Raw genomic sequence first — 20748 nt, 5'->3', positions numbered from 1 at the left:
GCAGGGAAAGATATCCATGCGTGAATTGATCAACCCGGCCACCGGTCTCGTGTGCGCCGAGGTCCCCGACACCCCGGTCGAGGCCGTGGCCGCGACCGTCCGCCGGGCCAGGGACGCCTTCGCCGAGTGGGCGGAGACGACGCCCGCCGAGCGCGCCCGGCTGCTGCTGCGGCTGGCGGACCTGGTGGAGGCCGACGCCGAGGAGCTGACCCGGCTGGAGGTCGAGGAGACGGGCAAGCCGGCGGCCGTGTTCAGGGACGGCGAGCTGCCGTTCGCCGCCGACAACCTGCGATTCTTCGCCGGGGCCGCCCGCTCGCTCGACGGGACCGGCGCCGGGGTGTTCAGCGCGGGCTACACCTCGGTCCTGCTGCGCCGCCCCGTCGGGGTGGTCGGGTCGATCGCGCCGTGGAACTTCCCGTTCGTGATGGCCGTGTGGAAGGTCGGCCCGGCCGTCGCCGCGGGCAACGCGGTGGTCATCAAGCCGGCCCCGCAGACGCCGCGCACGACGCTGCGGCTGGCCGAGCTGTTCGCCAAGGCGGGCGCGCCCGACGGGCTCGTCCAGGTCGTCACCGGTGGCGCGGAGGTCGGCCAGGCCCTGGTCACCGACCCGGGCGTGGACATGGTGAGCGTGACCGGCTCGACCGAGACCGGCCGGGCCGTCATGACCGGCGCCGCCGAGACGCTCAAGCGGGTGCACCTGGAGCTCGGCGGCAAGGCGCCCGCGCTGGTCTTCGAGGACGCCGATCTGGCCGAGGCGGCCCGCGGCGTGTCGATGGGCGCCACCTACAACACCGGTCAGGACTGCACGGCGGCCACGCGCGTGTACGTCGCCCGCGAGGTCTACGGTGACGCGGTGGAGGCGTTTCGGGCAACTCTTGCCGAAATCTCGGTGGGCGACCCCTGGGACCCGGCCACCGACATCGGCCCGCTCATCTCCGGGGCGCACCGTGACCGGGTGCACGGCTTCGTCGCCCGCTCGGGCGGCCGGGTCGTGCACGGCGGCTCGCCGGTCGAGGGTCCCGGGTTCTTCTACCCGCCCACGCTTGTGACCGATGTCGCACAGGACAGCGAGATCGTCCAGGGGGAGCTTTTCGGCCCGGTCCTCGTCGTGCTGCCCTTCGACGGCGAGGACGAGGCGGTGCGGCTGGCCAACGACACGCGCTACGGACTGGCCTCGTCGGTGTGGTCGCGGGACGTGGCTCGCGCGATGCGGGTGTCGCACCGCCTGGACGTGGGCGTGACCTGGGTCAACGATCACCTGCCGATCGCCAGCGAGGCGCCGCACGGCGGCGTCAAGGGCAGCGGGTTCGGCAAGGACATGAGCCAGGAGGCCGTCCAGGAGTATGGGGTGACACGTCACCTAATGATCAAGCACGCGGCGCCGGTCGAGCGGGACTCGTTCCGGCCGGCCTGAAAATCGTGGACGGCGATAAGTCCCCCAAAGGGCACACTTGGGGGACTTTGATGGGATATGTTCGGTTGGCCGATCTGGTACGGGTTGTGTTCCAATTACCCAGCCCGGCAGAATCCCATGCGCCACACGCGTGTCTGATTTTCTTCGAGCACGTTACGGCGAGAGGTTGCGAGAGTCAGTGAGGACGGAAAACCCCAAGCACACGAGGCCGGGGGAGTACACAGGCGGACGGTTCCAGCTGACCAACTGGCGCGTGCGCTCGCGGCTGGTCGCGCTGATCCTCATCCCCACGGTCGTCGGTGTGCTGCTCGCCGGCCTGCAGCTGGCCAACGCCATCGACACCAGCGCCGAGTACCGCCGGCTCACCCAGGTGTCCGAGCTGGTCCAGCGCGTCGGCGCGCTCTCGCACGAGCTGGGCAAGGAACGCACGCTCACCGCGTGGTACCTGGCCGACGGCCGCCGCGCGGGCCGGCTGGCCCAGTTGCGCACCCAGCGTGGAACGGTCGATGCCGCGCTCAAGAAGGTCGTGGACGCCTCCGGCGCGATCGACGCCTCCCACTCCGCGCGTGTCCGCGGACAGGTCGAGGAGATCCGCCGCTGGCTCAACGGCCTCGACGGCCTGCGCAAGGCGATGGTCGGCGAGAGCACCCCGCCGCGCGCCACGATCAGCACGCTGTCGACGCTCATCGAGGTGCTGGGCGCGCTGCAGGACGACCTGAGCGAGGGCGTCACCGACGACGCCCTGCAGGGTGACGTCGCGGCGCTGGCCGCCCTCCAGCGGGTCAAGGAAGAGGTCTCGCGCCAGCAGGGCATCCTCATCGTCGCTCTGGAACAGCGCAGCCTCGACAACGACGACCTGTCCGACTTCCTCGGCTCCTGGAACCGGCAGCAGGACGAGCTCGCCCGGTTCGAGCAGGAAGCCGGCCAGCAGGACCTGCGCGCCTACCGGCAGAACGTGCGCGGCCAGCAGATCGACCGCGCCGACGCCATGCGCCAGCGCGCCCTGGCCCAGCTGCGCGAGTACGACACCATCCAGGACCTGGACATCACCACCGCCAGCCCCCGCCAGGACATCAACCTCTGGTACAACAGCACGCTGCTGACCACCAACGCCATGCGCAAGGTCGAGGACGGCCTGGCGACCCGCGTCGTGACCCAGACCCGCGAGCTCAGCGACAGCGAGCAGCGCAACGCCATCATCTCCGGCGCGACCATCCTGGTCCTGCTCCTCCTCGTCCTGGTGATCACCACCCGGGTGGCCGGTTCGCTGGTCCGCCCGCTGCGCCGGCTGCGCGCCGAGGCCCTCCAGGTCGCCACCACCCGGCTGCCGGAGACGGTCCGCGTGCTGCGCGAGTCCGGCGACGCCGCCGAGGTGCCCGAGGTGCCGTCGGTCGGCGTCAACACCCGCGACGAGATCGGGGAAGTGGCCCGGGCCTTCGACGAGGTCCACCGCGAGGCGATCCGGCTGGCCGGCGACGAGGCCAAGCTGCGCGCCAACGTCAACTCGATGTTCGTCAACCTCTCGCGCCGCAGCCAGACGCTGGTCGAGCGGCAGCTCCAGCTCATCGAGGGCCTGGAGCAGGGCGAGGAGGACGAGAACCGGCTCGCCAACCTGTTCCGCCTGGACCACCTGGCCACCCGCATGCGCCGCAACAGCGAGAACCTGCTGGTCCTGGCCGGCCAGGAGGCCGCGCGCAAGTGGAGCGAGCCCGTCCCGCTGGTCGACGTCGCCCGCGCCTCGCTGTCGGAGGTCGAGGGCTACGAGCGGGTCCAGATCCAGATCCCGTCCAGCACCCAGGTCGCGGGCCCGGCCGTCACCGACGCCGTCCACCTGCTGGCCGAGCTGATCGAGAACGCCATCTCGTTCTCCCCCCGGGAGAGCAAGGTCCAGGTCACCAGCAGCGCCGCCGAGGGCGGCGTGCTCGTGACGATCAACGACCTGGGCATCGGCATGAGCCCCGAGGAGCTGGCCGAGGCCAACTGGCGCCTGGCCAACCCGCCGGTCGTCGACGTCGCGGTCTCGCGCCGCATGGGCCTGTTCGTGGTCGGCCGCCTGGCCCTGCGCCACGGCATCCGCGTCCAGCTCCAGATGCGCGAGCGCAATGGCCTGACCGCTCTGGTCCTGCTGCCCGACATGCTGCTCGTCGGCAACCAGCCCCCTGGCGTGCCTCAGCCGCGCTCCCAGTACGACGCGTTCACCAGCTTCGACCCTGGCATGATCGATTCGGGTCAGGCGACCGCGGCCAGCAACGGCACCGGCGTCTACGCCGCGCCCCCGACCTTCGACACCACCGATGTCCGCGGTGCGAGGGACGTGCCGGTCGACACCGAGTGGCCCGGGTCGCTGCCCGCGCCCGGAGGGGAGGGGTGGCCGTCGTTCGGCGAGCAGCCCCCGCAGGAGCCCCGGCAGGAGCAGCCCTGGCCGTCGTTCGGCGAGCAGCCGCCGCAGGTGCCCGCGCAGCAGCAGGAAGAGCCCCGCTGGCCGTCCTTCGCGACCGAGCCGCCGCCGATGAAGGAGGAGCCGCGCTGGTCCTCCTTCGCCGAGGAGCCGCCGGCCGCCAAGGAGGAGCAGCGCTGGCCGTCCTTCGCCGAGGAGCCGCCGCCGCTCCAGCAGGAGGAGCCGCGCTGGCCGTCGTTCGCGACCGAGCCGCCCGCGATGAAGGAGGAGCCGAAGCCGCAGGAGGAGACCCGCTGGACCTCCTTCGCCGACCCGCTCCCGCGCCGCGACGAATCACTCCCGCGCCGTGACGCCCTCGGCGACGAACCACGCCGCGACCCGTTCGGCGAGGACCTGCCTCGCCGTGACGGCTTCGGTGAGGACCTGCCGCGTCGTGACGCGTTCGGTGAGGACCTGCCGCGTCGTGACGGCTTCGGTGAGGACCTGCCTCGCCGTGACGGCTTCGGTGAGGACCTGCCTCGCCGTGACGGGCTCGGTGAGGACCTGCCGCGTCGTGACGCGTTCGGGGCGGAGCCCGGCCGGTCCGCGTTCGGGGCCGACGAGCGTCCCTGGCCGTCGTTCGCGGAGAGCTCCAAGTCCGAGCCGTACGCGCAGAACGGCGACTCCGGCTACAACCCGTTCGGGCCCGGCGAATACTCCTCGCAGGACCTGACCGGCCCGCTCCCCGTGGTGCGCAGCTCACCGATGGAGGAGCAGAGCGAGGAGTTCCTGCCGATCTTCTCCTCCGTGGGCTCCGACTGGTTCCGCCGCCCGGACCCCGAGCCCGCCGAGCCGGCGGGGCTCGCGGAGCCGGAGACCCCGGCGGCCGCGCCCCGGGCCGCCGAGCCCGCCGCGCCGCCCGCGTCGCCCGCGCCCACCGGCAGGTCCGCGCTGCCGCAGCGCCGGCCGGGCCAGTCGGGCGCCGGCGCCTCCTGGTCCTCTCCCGCTGACAGCGGCTGGCAGGCCGCCGAGGCGGCGGCCAAGCCCGCGCAGTCCGGCACCACCGCCTCCGGCCTGCCGCGCCGGGTGCCCAAGGCCAACCTGGTGCCGGGTACGGCCAGCCTCGCGGAGCCGCCGGTCACCTCACCGGCGCCGCAGATCTCTCCTGAGCGGCTGCGGAGCCGGTTGTCCAGCTTCCAGCAAGGTGTACGGCAAGGCCGCGCGTTCACTCGCGGAGATGAGAATGAGGAGGAGAAATGAGAGAACTGAGCCAGGGAGCGCGTGGCATCAACTGGCTGATCACTGATTTCGTCAACAACGTGCCCGGTGTCGCGCACACCGTCGTGGTGTCGTCCGACGGCCTGCCGCTGGCCTTCTCCGAGGGGTTCCCCAAGGACCGGGCCGACCAGCTCGCCGCGGTGGCCTCGGGCGTGATCAGCTTGACCCAGGGCGCGGCGCGCGTGTTCGAGGGCGGCATGGTGACCCAGACCGTCATCGAGATGCAGCGCGGACTGTTGATGATCATGTCGATCAGCGACGGGTCGTGCTTGGCCGTGCTGGCCGCTCCCGACTGTGACATGGGCCTGGTGGCCTACCAGATGACGCTGCTGGTCGAGCGTGCCGGGCAGGTGCTCACGCCGGCCGTACGCGCGGAACTGCAGGCGGCCCGCCCCCGCTAGCCGGGCGGTGACAGGAGATCATGGTGTCAGGTCAGGGTTGGGCTGGTGATAGCACTCCGCCGCATCCGTCGGCTCCCCGTCCGCCGAAATCAAGCTCCCTGGTACGGCCTTACGCCGTGACCGGGGGGCGCACGGCCCCGCGGATGAAGTTCGCCATGGAGGCGCTGGTGTCCTCCGTGACGTCCGAATACCAAGACATTTCCCTACTAAGTCCGGAATATCAGGCGATCATCCAACTGACCAGGAACGTCCGGTCGGTTGCTGAGATCTCCGCCCTTTTACGGCAGCCTCTCGGGGTGGTCCGGGTGCTGATCGCCGACATGGCGTCGGAAGGCCTGATCCGCGTGCACCAGCCTGCTCTGGACGCGGGCAAGCCGGACCTCAACTTGCTCGAAAGGGTGCTCAGTGGACTTCGCAGGCTCTAGCCCCGGCCTAACCTCGACGAAGATCGTCGTGGCCGGCGGGTTCGGCGTGGGCAAGACGACGTTCGTGAAGGCGGTGTCCGAGATCCTGCCGCTCACCACGGAGGCGGTGATGACGGACGCGTCGGCCGGCGTGGACGACGTCTCGCTCACGCCGAACAAGACGACGACCACCGTGGCCATGGACTTCGGCCGGGTGTCGCTGGACAGGGAGCTCATCCTCTACCTGTTCGGCACGCCCGGTCAGCACCGGTTCTGGTTCATGTGGGACGACCTGGTGCGTGGCGCCATCGGCGCGGTCGTGCTGGTCGACACCCGGCGGCTGGCCGACAGCTTCCCGGCCATCGACTACTTCGAAGAGGCGAAGCTGCCGTTCATCATCGGGATCAACGGCTGGGACGGGCAGTTCGCGCACGCGGAGGAGGAGATCCGGGAGGCGCTCTCGCTCGGCGGCCACACGCCGATCGTCCGCCTGGACGCCCGCTCCCGCGACTCGGTCAAGGCCACGCTGATCACGCTGGTGGAACACGCGCTGGCCCGCCACATGCACGCCCCGGCCTGACCGTCCCCGCGCTCGCCGTGCCGCCAGACCCCGGGTCCGGCGGCACGCGGCGTTTCCCGGGCACGCCGGTGAGCGGCGGGGGGCCGTTCAGTGGGTCAGGGAGTGGCCGCGGACCAGGCGGCCGACCTCGGCGCGCAGGTGCACGAAGTCGTGGTGCTCACGGGTGGAGATCTGGTCGCGGGGCGCGGGCAGCTCGACCTTGAGGTCGCCCACCACGTGCGCGGGCGCCTTGGACAGCACCACGACGCGGTCGCCGACGTAGACGCTCTCGTCGATGTCGTGCGTGATGAGCACGATCGTCATCTGGTGATGGCTGCGCACCTTGAGCACGAGGTCTTCGAGGTCCTCGCGGGTCTGCGCGTCGACCGAGCCGAACGGCTCGTCCATGAGCATCAGCTTCGGCCGGTAGGCGAGCGCGCGGGCGATGGCCACCCGCTGCTGCATGCCGCCGGAGAGCTGGAAGGGGTATTTGCGGCCGGCCTCGGACAGGCCCACCGATTCCAGCGCCTCGGCCGCGGCCTCGCGGCGCGCCTTCTTGTCCATGCCCTTGCGCCGCAGCGGCAGCGCCACATTGTCGGCCACCGACATCCAGGGAAACAGCGAGCGGCTGTAATCCTGGAAAACCACGGCCAGATTGTCGGGCGTCTGCTTCACCAGGACGCCGTCGACCTTGATCTGCCCTCCGGTGGGGCTGATGAGCCCGGCGATGGACCGCAGCAGCGTGGACTTCCCGCATCCGGACGGCCCGACGATGCACAGCAGCTCGCCCTCGGCCACGCTCAGGTTGAGCCCGTCGATGGCGTGGTGCTCGTTCGGTCCGCCGCCACCGTAGACGTGGGTGAGGTTATCTATCTCGAGCAAGGGATTTCCTAGGGACGGGGTGCAGAGATAACACGGCGACTCTATCGAAGGCGACATTCCTTGCACATGGTAAGGAAGGAGTGCTCTGCCCATTTCTGCTATTTATTGATCTCATCTGTCTGTAGTGTGAAGGCCTGATGGAGGGCTTCAGCGAGGCGGAGCTCGCTTACCTGCGCGAACACGACCTGGCGAGGCTGGCGACGGCCACGGCCGCCGGGGCGCCCCACGTCGTGCCCGTCCGCGTCCACCTCGGCGTGCGGCCCGGCGTGATCGGGGTCGGCTCGCTGCGGCTGCCCGGCGGCACCAGGCACCGCCTCTACCGGCAGCACGTCGAGGAGAACGACCAGCTCGCGCTCGTCGTCGACGACTTCACCGCCGACGGCCCGCGCGGCGTCGCCGTGCACGGCCTCGGCCGGGTCCACCCGGACGGCGGCGAGCGGCTCGACTCCCGCTTCGAGCCGATCTGGCTGGCCATCGTGCCCACCTGGATCTCCTCCTGGGGGATCGACACGCCGCCGATGGACCCGCCCCGCAGCCGCCACGTCAGGTCTCCAGCCGCTGCGCGTGCTGATGCCAGGCCAGCACCCGCCGCTCCACGAGCAGGAACAACTCGTTGAGCAGGTAGCCGAGGATGCCCAGCAGCAGGATGGCCGCCCACATCGCCGGCAGGTTGAACGAGGAGTAGGCCACGGTGAGCTGGAAGCCGATGCCGTTCGTGGTGCCCGGCAGCAGCTCGGCGAAGACGGTCACGATCAGCGACAGCGACAGCGCCAGCCGCAGCCCGGCGAAGATCTTGGGCAGCGCCGAGGGCAGCACGACCAGGAAGACCCGCTCGGCCCGTGACAGCCGGAACGCCCGCCCGGTGTCCAGGTGCAGCGGCTCGACCGAGCGGGCCCCGTCGGCGGTGTTGAGCAGCACCGGCCAGACGATGCTGAACATGATGAACGCCAGCTGCATCCGCAGCCCGAATCCGAACACCACGAGGAAGACCGTCACCAGAGCCGGCGGCGGGATGGCCCGCAGGAACTGCAGCACGCCGTCGAGGTAGTCGTAGACCCGGGCGGACAGTCCCAGCGCCAGCCCGAGCGCCACCCCGGCCACCGCGCCGGCCGCGAGCCCGCCGGCCATCCGGCCCAGGCTCGGCAGCACGTTCTCCACCGCCAGCTCGGTCAGGAACAGCCGGTCGGGCGGCCCGGAGAACCACATGGCGTGCATCCGCGTCACGATCGTGGACGGCGGCGGGAAGAACGCGCTGCCGGCCGCCCGCGTGCCCCACTCCCACAGCGCCACCAGCACGATCAGGAGCAGCCAGCGCGAGGCCAGCGCGCGCCCGAGCCGGGCCGCCACGGGCAGCGCGCGCCCGCGCCGGACGGCCCCGCGCGCACCGGTCCCGGACCGCACCGCCACGGCCGCCGCCGTCCCGCGCTCATGCCGGCCGCGCCGGGCCGGGGCGGCGCCCGCGACGCCTCTCCGGGCCGGGGGCGGGGCGGCGCTCATGACACGCCTCCGCTGCGCGCGTGGTGCCAGCGGAACAGGCGGCGCTCGGCGGCGACCAGGAGCGCGTTCACCACCACCCCGAACAGCCCCACCCAGACGACCCCGGCCAGGATGTCGCCCATCCGCGCCGGTACGGCGATGCCCGCGAAGTAGATGAACACGCCGACGCCCTCTCCCCGGCCCGCGACGATCTCGGTGCTCACGGTCAGGATCAGCGCGACCCCGGTGGCCAGCCTGAAGCCCGTCATGATGAACGGCGCCGCCGACGGCAGCGAAACCCGCCAGAGCACCGAGAGCGGGCCGAACCCGTACGACCTGAGGGTCTCCTTGGCGACGGGGTCGACGCCGCGCAGGCCGTACATCGTGTTGTAGAGGATCGGCCACAGGGACGCGTAGATCACCAGCGTGACGCGGAGCTGCAGGCCGGTGCCGATGACCAGGGCCACCAGCGGGATGAGGGCCACCGACGGGATGGGCCGCATGAACTCCACGATGGCCCGGGTGGCCGCGTCGATCACCGGCACGCTGCCGAACAGCAGGCCGAGCGGGACCGCGACGAGGGCGGCGACGGCCAGGCCGATGGCCCAGGCGAGCACGCTGGTGGCCGCGTGGGCGCGGAAGGCCGGGTCGAGGAGGAGGCCGCCGGCCCGCTGGAGGATCTCCGACGCGGGCGGCAGGAACGCCGCCGAGACCAGCCCGGCCCGGCCGAGCGCCTCGAACAGGGCGGCGAAGACGAGCGCCCCGGCCGCCCGGCGCGACCACCGGGCGGTGGCCGAGTGCGGGCGGTCGCGGACGAGGACGGGCGCGCTCACCCGGACGTGGTGGGGGACATCAGCGACGCGACGTCGATCTCCTTGGTGAGCCACTTGGCCTCGTGCATCCAGTCGGCCACCCGCTGCAGCCGCACCGGATTGTCGGAGCTGGAGAAGAACGGGAACGTCACGGTCGCGGCGGTGGCCTTGTCGATCTGGGTGAAGTTGGGCAGCACGTCGGCCACCACCTCACGGTTGTTCTCCATCAGCTTCGCGGCGTTGTGCAGCGCGCGCTGGAAGGCAGCAGCCGTCTTGGGGTATTTGTCGTACCATTCCTGAGTACTGACATAGCCGGAAATGGGGAATTCGGCCGCGGGGCCCGAGGCCGGATCCAGGATCTTTCTCGCACCCATTGCCGACGTCGCGGCGGTGACCATCGGCTCGCCGAGATAGGCCGCGTCGAGCTGGCCCTTCTGCCAGGCGGGCATGATGTTCTGGAACGTCACCTGAACGTATTTGATCTTCGCCGGGTCGATGTTGTTGGCCTTCAGGACCTGCGTGAGCGCGAGCTCCTGGAAATTGTGCAGGACGTTCACGTTGATCGTCTTGCCTTCGAGATCCTTCGGGGATCTGATCGGCGAATCAGGCAAAGCCATGATGCTCAGCGAGTCCGGCGCCGCGCGGGAGCCCTCGGCCAGGATGCGCAACTTCAGCGCGCCTTGATCATGGGCCTGGAACATCGACACGTAATTGCCGAACATGGCGTCGATCTCGCCGTTGAGCAACATCGGAATGGCCTCGGGTGAGGCCTGCACGATTTGCGGCGTGACCTTGAGTCCTTCCTTCTCGAAGAGCTTCTGGTCAATGGCGACGTACATGGCCGCGGTGTCGATGGCCGGCAGGCCCGCGACCTTGAGCTCCGTCTTCTCCAGCCCGCCGGCGTTCGGGGCGGCGGAGGACGTCGGAGCGGTGGACTCCGGCTCGGCGGTGCAGGCGGCGATTCCCAGCGCCAGGGCAAACCCGATGACGGCGACTCTGCTGGAACGGGCAAGCCTCATGTCGGGGACTCCTTTCACGAGGGGGGGTGTGGAGCCTGGAGGGGGTAGGGGGTGCTGTTACTCCCGGCGTGTGCCTCACGCACAACAAGCACTGACGGTAGCACCACATCGGGCATCAACATCGCAAAAATAACACTTGTGGTTGCAAGGTCAGTTTGGCGCTATATCGTGGTCAATGACCCCATGAATTTCCAGTCTAGGTGCTTTCGCCTGATTTGGTGTGGTTCGTGAGAGCCGTGCCTTGAGTGAAGGGAGTGGCGACAGGCGAGCTGGCTGCGGCGATGGCTAACGATCTTTTGTTGGGACAAATATGCAATGAATGTCTCAATGCTGAATTCATAGTGTTTGGTGGTGGTTGTAGCCGTATGCTCAAAAGGCCCTCATCTCGATTTCACATAGAGCCCCCCACGGTCATCGAGATCCCCCTCAGGGGCGAGAGGTTGCGAAAGCAGTGAGTACGCAGAGCGCTGGTGCTTCCGTTGACCACGAGCCGCACGGCCATCAGAAGCGCAAGGTGCCCCGGCCGGCCAGATTCGGCCTGGGCAACTGGCATGTCCGATCACGCCTCGTCGCGCTGATCGTGGTCCCCACGGCGGTGGCCGTCGCGCTGGGTGGCCTGAACGTGGTCACCTCGCTCAGTGACGCCAACACCTACCAGACACTGAGAGAGGTCGCCGAGTTCAGCGAGAGCCTCGGCGCCGTCAGCCACGAACTCGCCTTCGAGCGTGACGAGACCGCGCTCTACATCGCCCAGGGGCGCCCCCCGGCCAAGGAGCCACAGCTCAGAGGCACCTATGCCGGAGTCGACGACCTCATCGGGGAGGCCAAGCGAAGCGCCACGGCGATCAACGAGTCGCACGGCGACGCCGTACGGCCCGTGCTGCGCCGCCTGGAGGAGATCTCGGCGCTGCGTGAGACGGCGGTCAAGGGCAAGATCCAGCCCCTGCCGATGATCGAGAAGTACACCCAGATCATCGCCGCCCTCGTGCAGTTCCACGACCAGGTCGGCCAGGTGGCGGTGGACGACCAGGTCGCGCACAGCGCGGGTGCGATGGCCGCGATCGCCCGGGCCAAGGCCCAGTCGTCCAAGCAGCGTGGCATCCTGGCCGGCGCCCTGGACCACAAGGTCTTCGACGCCGGCGAGCTCGACTCGCTCACCGCCGCCAAGGCGCGCGAGGAGAGCGAGGTGACGCTCTTCGGCACGCTGGCCACCCAGGACCAGCTGGAGCTCTACCGCAACACCGTGGTCGGCCGGGACATCGACCAGACCGACCTGTTCACGCTGCGGGCCATCGCCCAGTCGGCGGAGGGCAAGCCGCTCAGCATCGGCAACCGGGACGTGGCGACCTGGTTCGACGTGAGCACGGGCAAGATCGACGCACTGCGGAACGTGGAGAAGACCATGTCCGCCTCCGTCATCCTGCGCGCCCGCGCGCTGGAGGACGCGGCCAACAGGTCGGCGCTCATCTCCGGCGTGCTCATCCTGATCCTGCTGGCCGTGGTGCTCGCGATCATCTCACTGATCGCCCGATCGCTGATCAGGCCGCTGCGCAAGCTGCGCGGCGAGGCGCTGGAGGTCGCGGGCAAGCGGCTGCCGCAGACCGTGCGGATGCTGCGTGAGAGCGGCGACGGCGCGGTCGCCCCGGTGGCGCCGATCGGCGTCAACACGCACGACGAGATCGGCGAGGTGGCGCGGGCGTTCGACGAGGTGCACCGTGAGGCGGTGCGCCTGGCCGGTGAGGAGTCGCGTCTGCGGTCGAACGTGAACGCGATGTTCGTGAACCTGTCGCGGCGCAGTCAGACGCTGGTGGAGCGGCAGATCACCCTGATCGACGGGCTGGAGCAGGGCGAGCAGGACGAACTGCGGCTGGGCAACCTGTTCAAGCTGGACCATCTGGCCACGCGTATGCGTCGCAACAGCGAGAACCTGCTGGTGCTGGCCGGTCAGGACCCGCCTCGCCGGTGGAGCCAGCCGGTCAAGCTGGTCGACGTGGCCCGCGCCTCCCTGTCGGAGGTCGAGAACTACGAGCGCGTGCTTCTCCAGGTCCCCGACGGCATCTCGATCGCCGGTCAGGCCGTCAACGACATCATCCACCTGCTGGCCGAGCTGGTGGAGAACGCGCTGTCCTTCTCTCCCCGCGAGACGCGCGTCTCGGTGTCCGGGAGCAGGATCGACGGCGGCGGCGTCATGCTCTCCATCACCGACTCCGGCATCGGCATGACCCAGGAGGAGCTGGCCCAGGCCAACGACCGGCTGACCGACGCCCCCAGCATGGACGTGTCGGTGTCCAGGCGGATGGGCCTGTTCGTGGTCGCCAGGCTGGCGCACCGGCACGGCATCCGCGTCCAGCTCAGGCCGCACGGCGCGGGCGGGCTCACCGCCATGGTGCTCGTCCCCGAATCGCTGCTCGCCCAGTCGCCGGCCCTGGCCGGGGCGTCGAGCGGCCCGCAGGACGAGCCGTACACCGGCCCGCAGCCGGCGCCCATGCCGTATCAGCTCGGGCCGGGCCATCCGTCGTACCCCTCTTACCCGTCCAACCCCGAGGGCCCGGGCTGGCCGGCCCCGCCGTGGCCCCCGGAGCAGCGCGGCCTGACCGGCAGCGGCTGGCCGGCCGACCCGCGCAGCACCAGCGGCGGCTACGACACCTCCGACGTGTGGATGCCGCCACGCCCCCCGGGCTCCGCCGGTTCCGCCGGCTCCGCGAGCTGGAGCAACGGGTCGTCGCCGCCGCTGCCCAGGCGGCCCACGCCGGGCCCGCAGCTCGGCGACTGGACGCAGGCCGAGCGCCCGGAGCCGCCGCCGCTCGCCCCGGAACGGCCCAGGTTCGACTTCCCCGAGCCGGAGAGCACGGCAGGCAAGCCCGCCTCCGCGGGGGACGAGTACCTGCCGATCTACGCGGCGGTCGAGTCGGCCTGGTTCGACCGAGGCGCCAGCACGAGCTGGAGTTCGTCCAAGGCGGACGAGGGCTGGTCGGCGGCCAAGGCCGTGGTCGAGCCCGCGCGCGACGGCGCGACGGCCGCCGGCCTGCCGAAACGGGTGCCGAAGGCCAACCTGGTGCCCGGCTCGGCCGAGACCGCGTCCGCCCCGCCGGGCGTCACGCCGATGCCGTCCGTGTCGCCGGACCGGGTCCGCTCCCGGCTGTCGAGTTTCCAGCAGGGCTTCCGGGCCGCCCGCGACGACATCACCGGCGGCCGGGCAGGCGCCGGACCCGGATTCGCCCCGCCGCCGCGCGCCGTCGACGGTGGGGAAGGCCGCGAGGAGGATTCATGAACGAGCTGAGCCATGCCGCCCGTGGCGTGGACTGGTTGATCACCGATTTCGTCAGTACCGTTCCCGGTGTGGCGCACGCGGTGGTGGTGTCTTCCGACGGGCTGCCGCTGGCGGCCTCGTCGGGGTTCCCGGCGGACCGGGCCGACCAGCTGGCCGCCATCGCCTCCGGGCTCGTGTCGCTGACCGCGGGGGCCGCGCGGGTGTTCGAGGGCGGCGCGGTCAACCAGACGATCGTGGAGATGCAGCGCGGCCTCATGCTGATCATGTCCGTCTCGGACGGGTCGTGCCTGGCCGTGCTGGCCGCGCCCGACTGCGACATGGGACTGGTCGCGTACCAGATGACGTTGATGGTGGATCGCGCCGGACAGGTGCTCACCCCGGCGGTGCGCGCGGAGCTGCGCGCGTCCCAGACCAGGTGATGTGGTGACGGATCCACGGTGGAACAGCGGCGGCTGGGAGCCGGAGTCCCAGCCGCGGTTGCAGGCTGACCCGGCCTCGCCGGTGCGGCCGTACGCGGTGACGGGCGGCCGGACGGCGCCCCGGGTCAAGCTGGCGATGGAGGCTCTGGTGTCGTCGGCGACGGCGGAGCATCGGGAGTTCTCGCACATCACGCCGGAATACCAGGCGATCTCCCAGCTGTGCCGGCAGGTCCGCTCGGTGGCCGAGGTCTCGGCGTTGCTGCGGATCCCGTTGGGAGTGGTTCGCGTGCTGATCGCGGATATGGCGGCGGAGGGCCTGGTGCGGGTGCACCAGCCCGCGCTGGACGCCGGTCAGCCGGATGTCGACTTGCTGGAGAGGGTGCTCAGTGGACTTCGCAGGCTCTAGTTCGACGGGCGTGGGTCTGACTTCGACGAAGATCGTGGTGGCCGGGGGATTCGGCGTGGGGAAGACGACGTTCGTGGGGGCCGTGTCGGAGATCATGCCGTTGACCACCGAGGCCGTGATGACCGACGCCTCGGCGGGCATCGACGATCTCGGCATGACCCCGCTCAAGTCGACCACCACCGTGGCGATGGACTTCGGCCGGGTCTCGCTCGACCGCGACCTGATCCTCTACCTGTTCGGCACGCCCGGTCAGCACCGGTTCTGGTTCATGTGGGACGACCTGGTGCGTGGCGCCATCGGCGCGGTCGTGCTGGTCGACACCCGGCGGCTGGCCGACAGCTTCCCGGCCATCGACTACTTCGAAGAGGCCCAGCTCCCCTTCATCGTCGGCGTCAACGGCTGGGACGGGCAGTACCCGCACAGCGACGGCGAGGTCCGCGACGCGCTCACGCTGGGCCCGCACATCCCGCTGATCCGGCTGGACGCCCGCTCGAAGGACTCGGTCAAGGGCGCCCTGATCCACCTCGTGGAGCACGCCCTGAACATCAGGACCGCGGTGCCGGGCTGGAGCGGCGGCTGAGGGCGTTGACGCGCCGCCACCCGCATGATCACAATGGCGGCGGATCGTCCCCAGCCTGAGGGAGCAGCATGGCCGACCGCCGCGGCACGTGATCAGGGACCCGCTCACCGGGCGGCCCGACCGGCCGCTCGCCCCCGTCCCGCCGGACCGCCTCGCGGCCACGGCCGCCGAGCTGCGCGCGCTGGCCCCCGCCTGGCGGGCCGCCCGGCGCGGCCCCGTCCTGGCCCGCTTCGGGCAGGCCGTCGCCGCCGACGACGACCTGCTCGCCGCGCTGGTGGCCGACACCGGCCGGGTCGCGGAGTCGGTGCTGGAACGGCAGCTCGTGGCCGGCCTGATCGACCGCTGGGTACGGCAGGCGCCCGCGCTGCTGGAGCCCCCGGCCGAGATCCCCGCCTCGCTGCCCGGCATCGTCGTCGGCGGTGACGCGGTCCCGTACGACCTGGTGGGGGTGATCAGTCCGTGGAACTTCCCGCTGCTGCTCGGCCTCATCGACGCGGTGCCCGCGCTGGCCGCCGGGTGCCCGGTGCTGGTCAAGCCGAGTGAGGTGACGCCGCGCTTCATCGAGCCGCTCATGCGGCTGGTCCCCGGCGAACTGCCGCTGCGCGTCGTCGAGGGCGACGGCGGGACCGGCGCCGCGATGGTCGGGCTGGTCGACGCCGTCGTGTTCACCGGCAGCGTGCCCACCGGCCGGCTGGTGGCCGAGGCGGCCGCCCGCGCGTTCGTGCCCGCCTTCCTGGAGCTGGGCGGCAAGGACCCGGCGATCGTGCTGGCCGGCGCCGACCTGGACCGGGCGGCCTCGGCCGTCCTGTGGGGCGGCACCGCCAACGCCGGGCAGTCCTGCCAGTCCATCGAGCGGATCTACGTCGAGCGGCCGGCGCACGACGAGTTCCTGGAGCTGCTCGCGGACAAGGCCGGCAAGGTCGGGCTGACCTGCGAGGGCGGGCCGATCGGGCCGATCATCGGGCCGGGCCGGGAGGACGTGATCGCCGCCCACCTGGCCGACGCGGTGGCCAGGGGCGCCGTCGTGCACACCGGCGGCACGCACGAGCGGCACGGCGGCGGCCACTGGTTCCGCCCCACCGTGCTGTCCGGGGCCGACCACTCGATGCTCGTCATGACCGAGGAGACGTTCGGCCCGGTGCTGCCCGTCATGGCCGCCGACGACGCCGCGCACGCCGTCGCGCTGGCCAACGACTCGGTCTACGGCCTGTCGGCGGCCGTCTTCGCCGCCTCCGAGGAGCGCGCGCTGGCCGTCGCCGCGCAGCTTCGGGCGGGCGCGATCAGCGTCAACGACGCCGCCCTGACCGCGCTCGTGCACGAGGGGGAGAAGCACTCCTTCCGGCTGTCGGGGCTCGGCGGCTCCCGCATGGGGACCGCCTCCATCGGCCGTTTCCTGCGCCGCCGGGCCTTCCTGGTGAACCGATCCCACGCCGCCGACCCCTGGTGGCACCCGAGCGAGGAGTAGGACATGGGACTGCGCGCCGAGATGCCGCTGCTGGCGCGGCACGAGGGCGAGTGGGACGGCACGTACGTGCACGTGGGCCCCGACGGGGCCGTCGTCGACCGGCACCGCGCCCAGCTCACCTGCGCCATCGTGGACGACGCCGCCTACCACCAGACCAACCGCTACACCTGGGACGACGGGCGCGTCGAGGTGCACGAGTTCCCCGGCACCTACCTGGGCGGCGGCCGCTGCGGCTTCGACACCGACCGGCTCAGGGGCGAGTTCTGGGAGCTCGACGCCACCAGCATCTACCTGTCGTGGCAGTTCAAGGCCGAGGGCGAGGACCTGAGGCTGTTCGAACTGATCGTGCTCAGCGACGACGGCCACACCCGTAACCGGGTCTGGCAGTGGATCAAGGGCGGCGAGGTCGTCCGGCGCACCCTGATCAACGAGCGCAGGATCGGATGACGGCGCTGCGAGCCCTGGCGCTCCAGCTGGAGACCCGGGCGGTCAACGACGCCGCCGACCCGCGCGCCGCGATCGGCGCGGCGATCGGCCGGATCGACCGGCAGGTCGGCGCCTCCAAGGCGTGGACCGGGCCCGACCTGCGCCTGGTGGTGCTGCCCGAGTACGCGCTGACGGGCTTCCCGCTGCGGGAGAGCCTCGCCGAGTGGCGCGACAAGGCGGCGCTCACCCCCGGCGGCCCGGAGTACAGGGCGCTGGCCGGGATCGCCCGGGGCCACGGGGTGTTCCTGTGCGTGAACGCCTACGAGAGCGACGAGCACTTCCCCGAGCTGTACTTCCAGGCGTCGGTGATCCTCTCCCCGGACGGGGACACGGTGCTGCGTTACCGGCGGCTGCACTCGATGTTCACCCCGAGCCCGTACGACGTCTGGGAGCGCTACCTGGAGGTCTACGGGATCGACGGGGTCCTGCCGGTGGCCAGGACCGAGATCGGCGCCCTCGCCGTGGTCGCCTCCGAGGAGATCCTCCACCCCGAGCTGGCCCGCTCGCTCGCCCTGCGCGGCGCGGAGATCCTCTGCAACCCGACCTCCGAGGCGTCGTCCCCGGAGCTCACCCCGAAGGCGATCGCCCGCCGCGCCCGCGCGGTGGAGAACCTGGCGTACGTGGTCTCCGCCAACAGCGGCGGCCTGACCGGGATCGCCATCCCCGGCGACTCCACCAACGGCGGCTCGGAGATCGTCGACCCTGAGGGACGGGTGCTCGCCAAGGCCGGCGCGGGGGAGTCGCTGGTCGCCGCCGCAGAGCTCGACCTGGCCGCGCTGCGCCGCCTGCGCCGCAGGCCCGGCATGGGCAACCTGCCCAGCCGGGTCAAGACCGGACTGTGGGCCGAGGAGTACGGCCGCCACGACGGCGAGCGGCCCGGCGCGCTGACCGGCGCCCCGGACCGCGCCTGGTTCGCCGCCCGGCAGCGCGAGGTGATCGAGCGGCTGCACCGCTGACCGGTCAGGCGCGGGCGCCGTGATGCCAGCGCAGCACCAGCCGCTCGACCGCCAGGAAGCCCGCGTTCAGCAGCACCCCCAGGACGCCGAGCAGCACGATCCCGGCCCACATGGCGGGGATGTCGAACTGGCTCTGCGCCTCCAGCAGACGGTGGCCGATGCCCTCGGTGCTGCCGTACAGCTCCGAGATCACCATCATGATCAGCGCCAGTGACACGCTGAGCCGCAGCCCGGCGAAGATCTTCGGCGCGGCGGCGGGCAGGATGATCCGCAGCAGCCGGGTGCCGGCTCCCAGCTTGAACACCCGGCCGGTCTCGACGTACTGGCGGTCCACGTACCGGCTGCCGTCCATCGAGTTGATCAGCACCGGCCACACCACGCCGTACACGATCGACGCCAGCTGCATCGGCGCGCCGATCTCGAACAGCACCAGGAACACCGGCAGCAGCGCCGACGGCGGCACCGACCGGCCGAAGTGCAGCAACGGCTCCACCAGCGCCGACAGCGTCCGCGAGCGGCCCAGCGCGACGCCGAGCACGACCCCCGCCAGCGCCGCCAGCGCCCACCCGCCGAACAGCCGCGACAGGCTCGGCAGCAGGTCCGCCACCGCCTCGTCGGTCAGGAACAGCCGTCCCGCCGGCCCGGAGAACCACAGCTCCCGCAGCCGGGGCACGATCACGCTCGGCGGCGGGAAGTAGACGGCCCCGGCCGCGCGGGCGGCGGCCTCCCACACCAGCGCCGCCACCGGCAGCATCCAGTACCAGCGCAGCCGGGCGATCACGACGACTCTCCCGTCCGGGCGTGGTGCCAGCGGAACAGGCGACGCTCCCCGGCGGTGAACAGCAGGTTGGCGGCCAGGCCGAGCACGCCCGCCCACACCGTCGCCGCCAGCACCCGGTCGGTCCGCGCGGCGCTGCCCGCCTGCGCCAGGTAGGCGCCGATGCCGCCGTCGCCGCCCGCGATCAGCTCCACGCTCACCGCCACGATCAGCGTCACCCCCACCGCGATCCGCACCCCGGTCGCGATGAACGGCGCCGCGCTCGGCAGCGACACCCGCACCGCCACCGCCAGCGGCCCGAACCCGAAGGCCCGCAGGGTGTCCTTGCCCAGCGGATCCACGTCCGCCAGGCCGTACAGCGTGTTGACGAGCAGCGGCCACGCGCACGTGTAGACGATCAGCGAGATCTTGGCGTCGCCGCTGTCGGGGAACAGGAACATCGCCAGCGGGATCAGCGACACCGACGGGATCGGCCGCAGGAACTCCACCAGCGGCCGCACCGAACGCTCCACCAGCGGGACCGTGCCCAGCAGCAGCCCGGCGGGCACCGCCACCGCCACCGCGATGAGCAGCCCGGCCGCGCACGCCGACAGCGTGTTCGCCACGTGCCGCAGGAAGTCGCCGTCCGCGGCCAGCTCCGCCGCCGTGACGAGCACGGCCGAGACGTACGGGAGCACGTCGCGGCCGATCAGGCCGAGCCGGCCCGCCGCCTCCAGCAGGGCGAGGAACCCCAGGACACCGGCGGCGCCCAGGACCCCCCGCCGCACACCCGGTGCCGTCATCCGCCGACGGCGGCGATCTGCTGAGTCACGTCGGGCTTGGTCTTGAGGTAGCCGTAGCCGGCGAGCAGGTCGGCCAGCTTCTGCAGGCTCGCCTTGTCGACGTCCATGGAGAACACCCCGAGCTTCATCGCGGCCGCCGCCTGCGCGTCGATCTGCGTGTAGGTCGGGATGACCTCGTTGATGGCGTCGCGGTCCTCGCTGGCGACCTTCTGGGCCTTGGCCAGCGCGCGGTGGAAGGCGGCGGCGGTCTTCGGGTTCTGCGCCAGCCACGCCTCCGACACGCCCCAGCCGTCGATCGGGATGCCCGCCGTCACGCCGTCGGTGGTGTCGATCAGCTCGGTCGCGCCGATCTTGGACTTGGCCGCCGTCAGGAACGGCTCCACCAGCCAGGCCGCGTCCACCTGGCCGCCCGACAGCGCGTTGAGCTGGTCGGCGAACGGCACCGCGACGAACTTGACGTCATCGGGCTTGAGCCCGGCATCCTGCACGTGCGCGTTGGTGAGCGTCTGGCCGAGTGCCTTGAGCACGTTGACCGCGACCGTCCGGCCCTTGAGGTCGGCGGCCGTCTTGATCGGCGAGCCCTTGGGCACCACCACGCTCGCCACCCCCGGCGCGGCCTCCTGGCTGTGCTGGAACAGCTTCAGCTTGGCCGCCCCCGAGTCGTTGATCGCCAGCAGCGACACGTAACTGGTGAGGAAGGCATCCATACTGCCGTTCAGGATCTTCGGCATGACGGCCTGGGGCGCCTGGATCACCTCGGTCCTGACCGTCAGGCCCTCCGCCTTGAAGAAGCCCCGCTTCTCGGCGATGAACAGCGGCGCCGACGACGGCACCGGGACGACGCCCACCGTGAGCTGGGTCTTCTCCAGCCCGGAGCCGCCGGTGGCGGGAGCCGGGCCGTCGTCGCCACAGGCCGCCAGGCTCAGGATGATCGCGAGCCCGAGGGCGCACGTGCGTGCCAACCGCATGTCACTCCTTAACTG

20 protein-coding genes are annotated in these 20748 nt (G+C 71.3%); 13 read left to right on the top strand and 7 right to left on the bottom strand.

Features of this window, described 5'->3' with window-relative positions; all coding sequences use genetic code 11:
- Positions 1-10: 10 nt before the first annotated feature.
- The 5 genes from ADY59_RS22060 to ADY59_RS22040 all read left to right on the top strand — a co-directional run bounded on the left by ADY59_RS22060 (position 11) and on the right by ADY59_RS22040 (position 6454).
- Positions 11-1414: an aminobutyraldehyde dehydrogenase gene (locus ADY59_RS22060; protein WP_269433631.1), complete on the top strand. Its 1404-nt coding sequence runs from the start codon at positions 11-13 to the stop codon at positions 1412-1414.
- Positions 1415-1667: 253 nt separating this feature from the next.
- Positions 1668-5051, top strand: a complete 3384-nt coding sequence (locus ADY59_RS47615) for a sensor histidine kinase (protein ID WP_053175024.1) — start codon at positions 1668-1670, stop codon at positions 5049-5051.
- On the top strand, positions 5048-5470 hold the full coding sequence (locus ADY59_RS22050) for a roadblock/LC7 domain-containing protein (RefSeq protein WP_049565005.1): 423 nt from the start codon (positions 5048-5050) through the stop codon (positions 5468-5470). The genes ADY59_RS47615 and ADY59_RS22050 overlap by 4 nt, the downstream gene beginning before the upstream one ends.
- 20 nt (positions 5471-5490) lie before the next feature.
- Positions 5491-5895, top strand: a complete 405-nt coding sequence (locus ADY59_RS22045) for a DUF742 domain-containing protein (protein ID WP_231618831.1) — start codon at positions 5491-5493, stop codon at positions 5893-5895.
- Positions 5876-6454, top strand: a complete 579-nt coding sequence (locus ADY59_RS22040) for a GTP-binding protein (RefSeq protein WP_049565004.1) — start codon at positions 5876-5878, stop codon at positions 6452-6454. The genes ADY59_RS22045 and ADY59_RS22040 overlap by 20 nt, the downstream gene beginning before the upstream one ends.
- An 87-nt stretch (positions 6455-6541) precedes the next feature.
- Here ADY59_RS22040 and ADY59_RS22035 read toward each other — a convergent pair whose 3' ends face one another.
- The gene (locus tag ADY59_RS22035) at positions 6542-7315 is read right to left on the bottom strand and encodes an ABC transporter ATP-binding protein (RefSeq protein ID WP_082310306.1); all 774 of its coding nucleotides are present in this window, start codon (positions 7313-7315) and stop codon (positions 6542-6544) included.
- 137 nt (positions 7316-7452) lie between these two features.
- Between ADY59_RS22035 and ADY59_RS48905 the strand changes: the two genes are divergently transcribed.
- Positions 7453-7932 (top strand): pyridoxamine 5'-phosphate oxidase family protein, encoded by a 480-nt coding sequence (locus ADY59_RS48905; protein ID WP_082310305.1) that lies wholly within the window; start codon positions 7453-7455, stop codon positions 7930-7932.
- On the opposite strand, the gene ADY59_RS22025 is transcribed toward ADY59_RS48905, so the two are convergent.
- The 3 genes from ADY59_RS22025 to ADY59_RS22015 are packed head-to-tail and all read right to left on the bottom strand — an operon-like array spanning position 7859 to position 10622.
- Positions 7859-8812, bottom strand: a complete 954-nt coding sequence (locus ADY59_RS22025) for an ABC transporter permease (RefSeq protein WP_231618830.1) — start codon at positions 8810-8812, stop codon at positions 7859-7861. The genes ADY59_RS48905 and ADY59_RS22025 overlap by 74 nt on opposite strands.
- Positions 8809-9624, bottom strand: coding sequence for an ABC transporter permease (locus ADY59_RS22020; protein WP_156325649.1), 816 nt, complete (start codon positions 9622-9624; stop codon positions 8809-8811). Before ADY59_RS22020 ends, ADY59_RS22025 begins: the two co-directional genes overlap by 4 nt.
- Positions 9621-10622, bottom strand: a complete 1002-nt coding sequence (locus ADY59_RS22015) for an ABC transporter substrate-binding protein (RefSeq protein WP_049564998.1) — start codon at positions 10620-10622, stop codon at positions 9621-9623. Before ADY59_RS22015 ends, ADY59_RS22020 begins: the two co-directional genes overlap by 4 nt.
- A 451-nt stretch (positions 10623-11073) precedes the next feature.
- Here ADY59_RS22015 and ADY59_RS22010 point away from each other — a divergent pair, with 451 nt between their 5' ends.
- From ADY59_RS22010 to ADY59_RS21980, 7 genes are all read left to right on the top strand, one after another.
- On the top strand, positions 11074-13893 hold the full coding sequence (locus ADY59_RS22010; RefSeq protein WP_082310302.1) for a sensor histidine kinase: 2820 nt from the start codon (positions 11074-11076) through the stop codon (positions 13891-13893).
- Positions 13890-14312 carry a roadblock/LC7 domain-containing protein gene (locus tag ADY59_RS22005; protein ID WP_049564994.1) on the top strand — a complete coding sequence of 141 codons (423 nt, stop codon included), beginning with the start codon at positions 13890-13892 and terminating at the stop codon, positions 14310-14312. The genes ADY59_RS22010 and ADY59_RS22005 overlap by 4 nt, the downstream gene beginning before the upstream one ends.
- Before the next feature lie 58 nt (positions 14313-14370).
- The gene (locus ADY59_RS22000; protein WP_049565051.1) at positions 14371-14718 is read left to right on the top strand and encodes a DUF742 domain-containing protein; all 348 of its coding nucleotides are present in this window, start codon (positions 14371-14373) and stop codon (positions 14716-14718) included.
- A gap of 16 nt (positions 14719-14734) precedes the next feature.
- Positions 14735-15298: a GTP-binding protein gene (locus tag ADY59_RS21995; protein WP_049565049.1), complete on the top strand. Its 564-nt coding sequence runs from the start codon at positions 14735-14737 to the stop codon at positions 15296-15298.
- A gap of 88 nt (positions 15299-15386) precedes the next feature.
- Positions 15387-16763 carry an aldehyde dehydrogenase family protein gene (locus ADY59_RS21990; RefSeq protein WP_049564992.1) on the top strand — a complete coding sequence of 459 codons (1377 nt, stop codon included), beginning with the start codon at positions 15387-15389 and terminating at the stop codon, positions 16761-16763.
- A 3-nt stretch (positions 16764-16766) separates the two neighbouring features.
- The gene (locus ADY59_RS21985; protein WP_049564990.1) at positions 16767-17210 is read left to right on the top strand and encodes a DUF3598 family protein; all 444 of its coding nucleotides are present in this window, start codon (positions 16767-16769) and stop codon (positions 17208-17210) included.
- Positions 17207-18205 (top strand): nitrilase-related carbon-nitrogen hydrolase, encoded by a 999-nt coding sequence (locus ADY59_RS21980; RefSeq protein WP_049564988.1) that lies wholly within the window; start codon positions 17207-17209, stop codon positions 18203-18205. The genes ADY59_RS21985 and ADY59_RS21980 overlap by 4 nt, the downstream gene beginning before the upstream one ends.
- Positions 18206-18209: 4 nt before the next feature.
- Here ADY59_RS21980 and ADY59_RS21975 read toward each other — a convergent pair whose 3' ends face one another.
- The 3 genes from ADY59_RS21975 to ADY59_RS21965 are packed head-to-tail and all read right to left on the bottom strand — an operon-like array spanning position 18210 to position 20733.
- Positions 18210-18986: an ABC transporter permease gene (locus ADY59_RS21975; RefSeq protein WP_231618829.1), complete on the bottom strand. Its 777-nt coding sequence runs from the start codon at positions 18984-18986 to the stop codon at positions 18210-18212.
- Complete coding sequence (locus tag ADY59_RS21970) at positions 18983-19765, bottom strand: ABC transporter permease (RefSeq protein ID WP_049564986.1); 783 nt, start codon at positions 19763-19765, stop codon at positions 18983-18985. The genes ADY59_RS21975 and ADY59_RS21970 overlap by 4 nt, the downstream gene beginning before the upstream one ends.
- Positions 19762-20733, bottom strand: coding sequence for an ABC transporter substrate-binding protein (locus ADY59_RS21965; RefSeq protein ID WP_049564984.1), 972 nt, complete (start codon positions 20731-20733; stop codon positions 19762-19764). Before ADY59_RS21965 ends, ADY59_RS21970 begins: the two co-directional genes overlap by 4 nt.
- Positions 20734-20748 lie beyond the last annotated feature (15 nt).

The sequence above is a fragment of the Nonomuraea sp. SBT364 genome, from assembly GCF_001083785.1.
In the GTDB taxonomy this organism is placed as follows: Bacteria; Actinomycetota; Actinomycetes; order Streptosporangiales; family Streptosporangiaceae; genus Nonomuraea.
The sequence above is the reverse complement of the archived record's forward strand: the minus strand, read 5'-3'. Positions and strand labels throughout refer to the sequence as shown.

Excerpts from the sequence above, each read along its gene's own strand:
- ADY59_RS22050 (WP_049565005.1), top strand. The coding sequence starts at position 5,048 with ATGAGAGAACTGAGCCAGGGAGCGCGTGGCATCAACTGGCTGATCACT.
- ADY59_RS22045 (WP_231618831.1), top strand. The coding sequence starts at position 5,491 with ATGGTGTCAGGTCAGGGTTGGGCTGGTGATAGCACTCCGCCGCATCCG.
- ADY59_RS48905 (WP_082310305.1), top strand. The coding sequence starts at position 7,453 with ATGGAGGGCTTCAGCGAGGCGGAGCTCGCTTACCTGCGCGAACACGAC.
- ADY59_RS22025 (WP_231618830.1), bottom strand. The coding sequence starts at position 8,812 with ATGAGCGCCGCCCCGCCCCCGGCCCGGAGAGGCGTCGCGGGCGCCGCC.
- ADY59_RS22015 (WP_049564998.1), bottom strand. The coding sequence starts at position 10,622 with ATGAGGCTTGCCCGTTCCAGCAGAGTCGCCGTCATCGGGTTTGCCCTG.
- ADY59_RS22005 (WP_049564994.1), top strand. The coding sequence starts at position 13,890 with ATGAACGAGCTGAGCCATGCCGCCCGTGGCGTGGACTGGTTGATCACC.
- ADY59_RS21985 (WP_049564990.1), top strand. The coding sequence starts at position 16,767 with ATGGGACTGCGCGCCGAGATGCCGCTGCTGGCGCGGCACGAGGGCGAG.
- ADY59_RS21980 (WP_049564988.1), top strand. The coding sequence starts at position 17,207 with ATGACGGCGCTGCGAGCCCTGGCGCTCCAGCTGGAGACCCGGGCGGTC.
- ADY59_RS21970 (WP_049564986.1), bottom strand. The coding sequence starts at position 19,765 with ATGACGGCACCGGGTGTGCGGCGGGGGGTCCTGGGCGCCGCCGGTGTC.
- ADY59_RS21965 (WP_049564984.1), bottom strand. The coding sequence starts at position 20,733 with ATGCGGTTGGCACGCACGTGCGCCCTCGGGCTCGCGATCATCCTGAGC.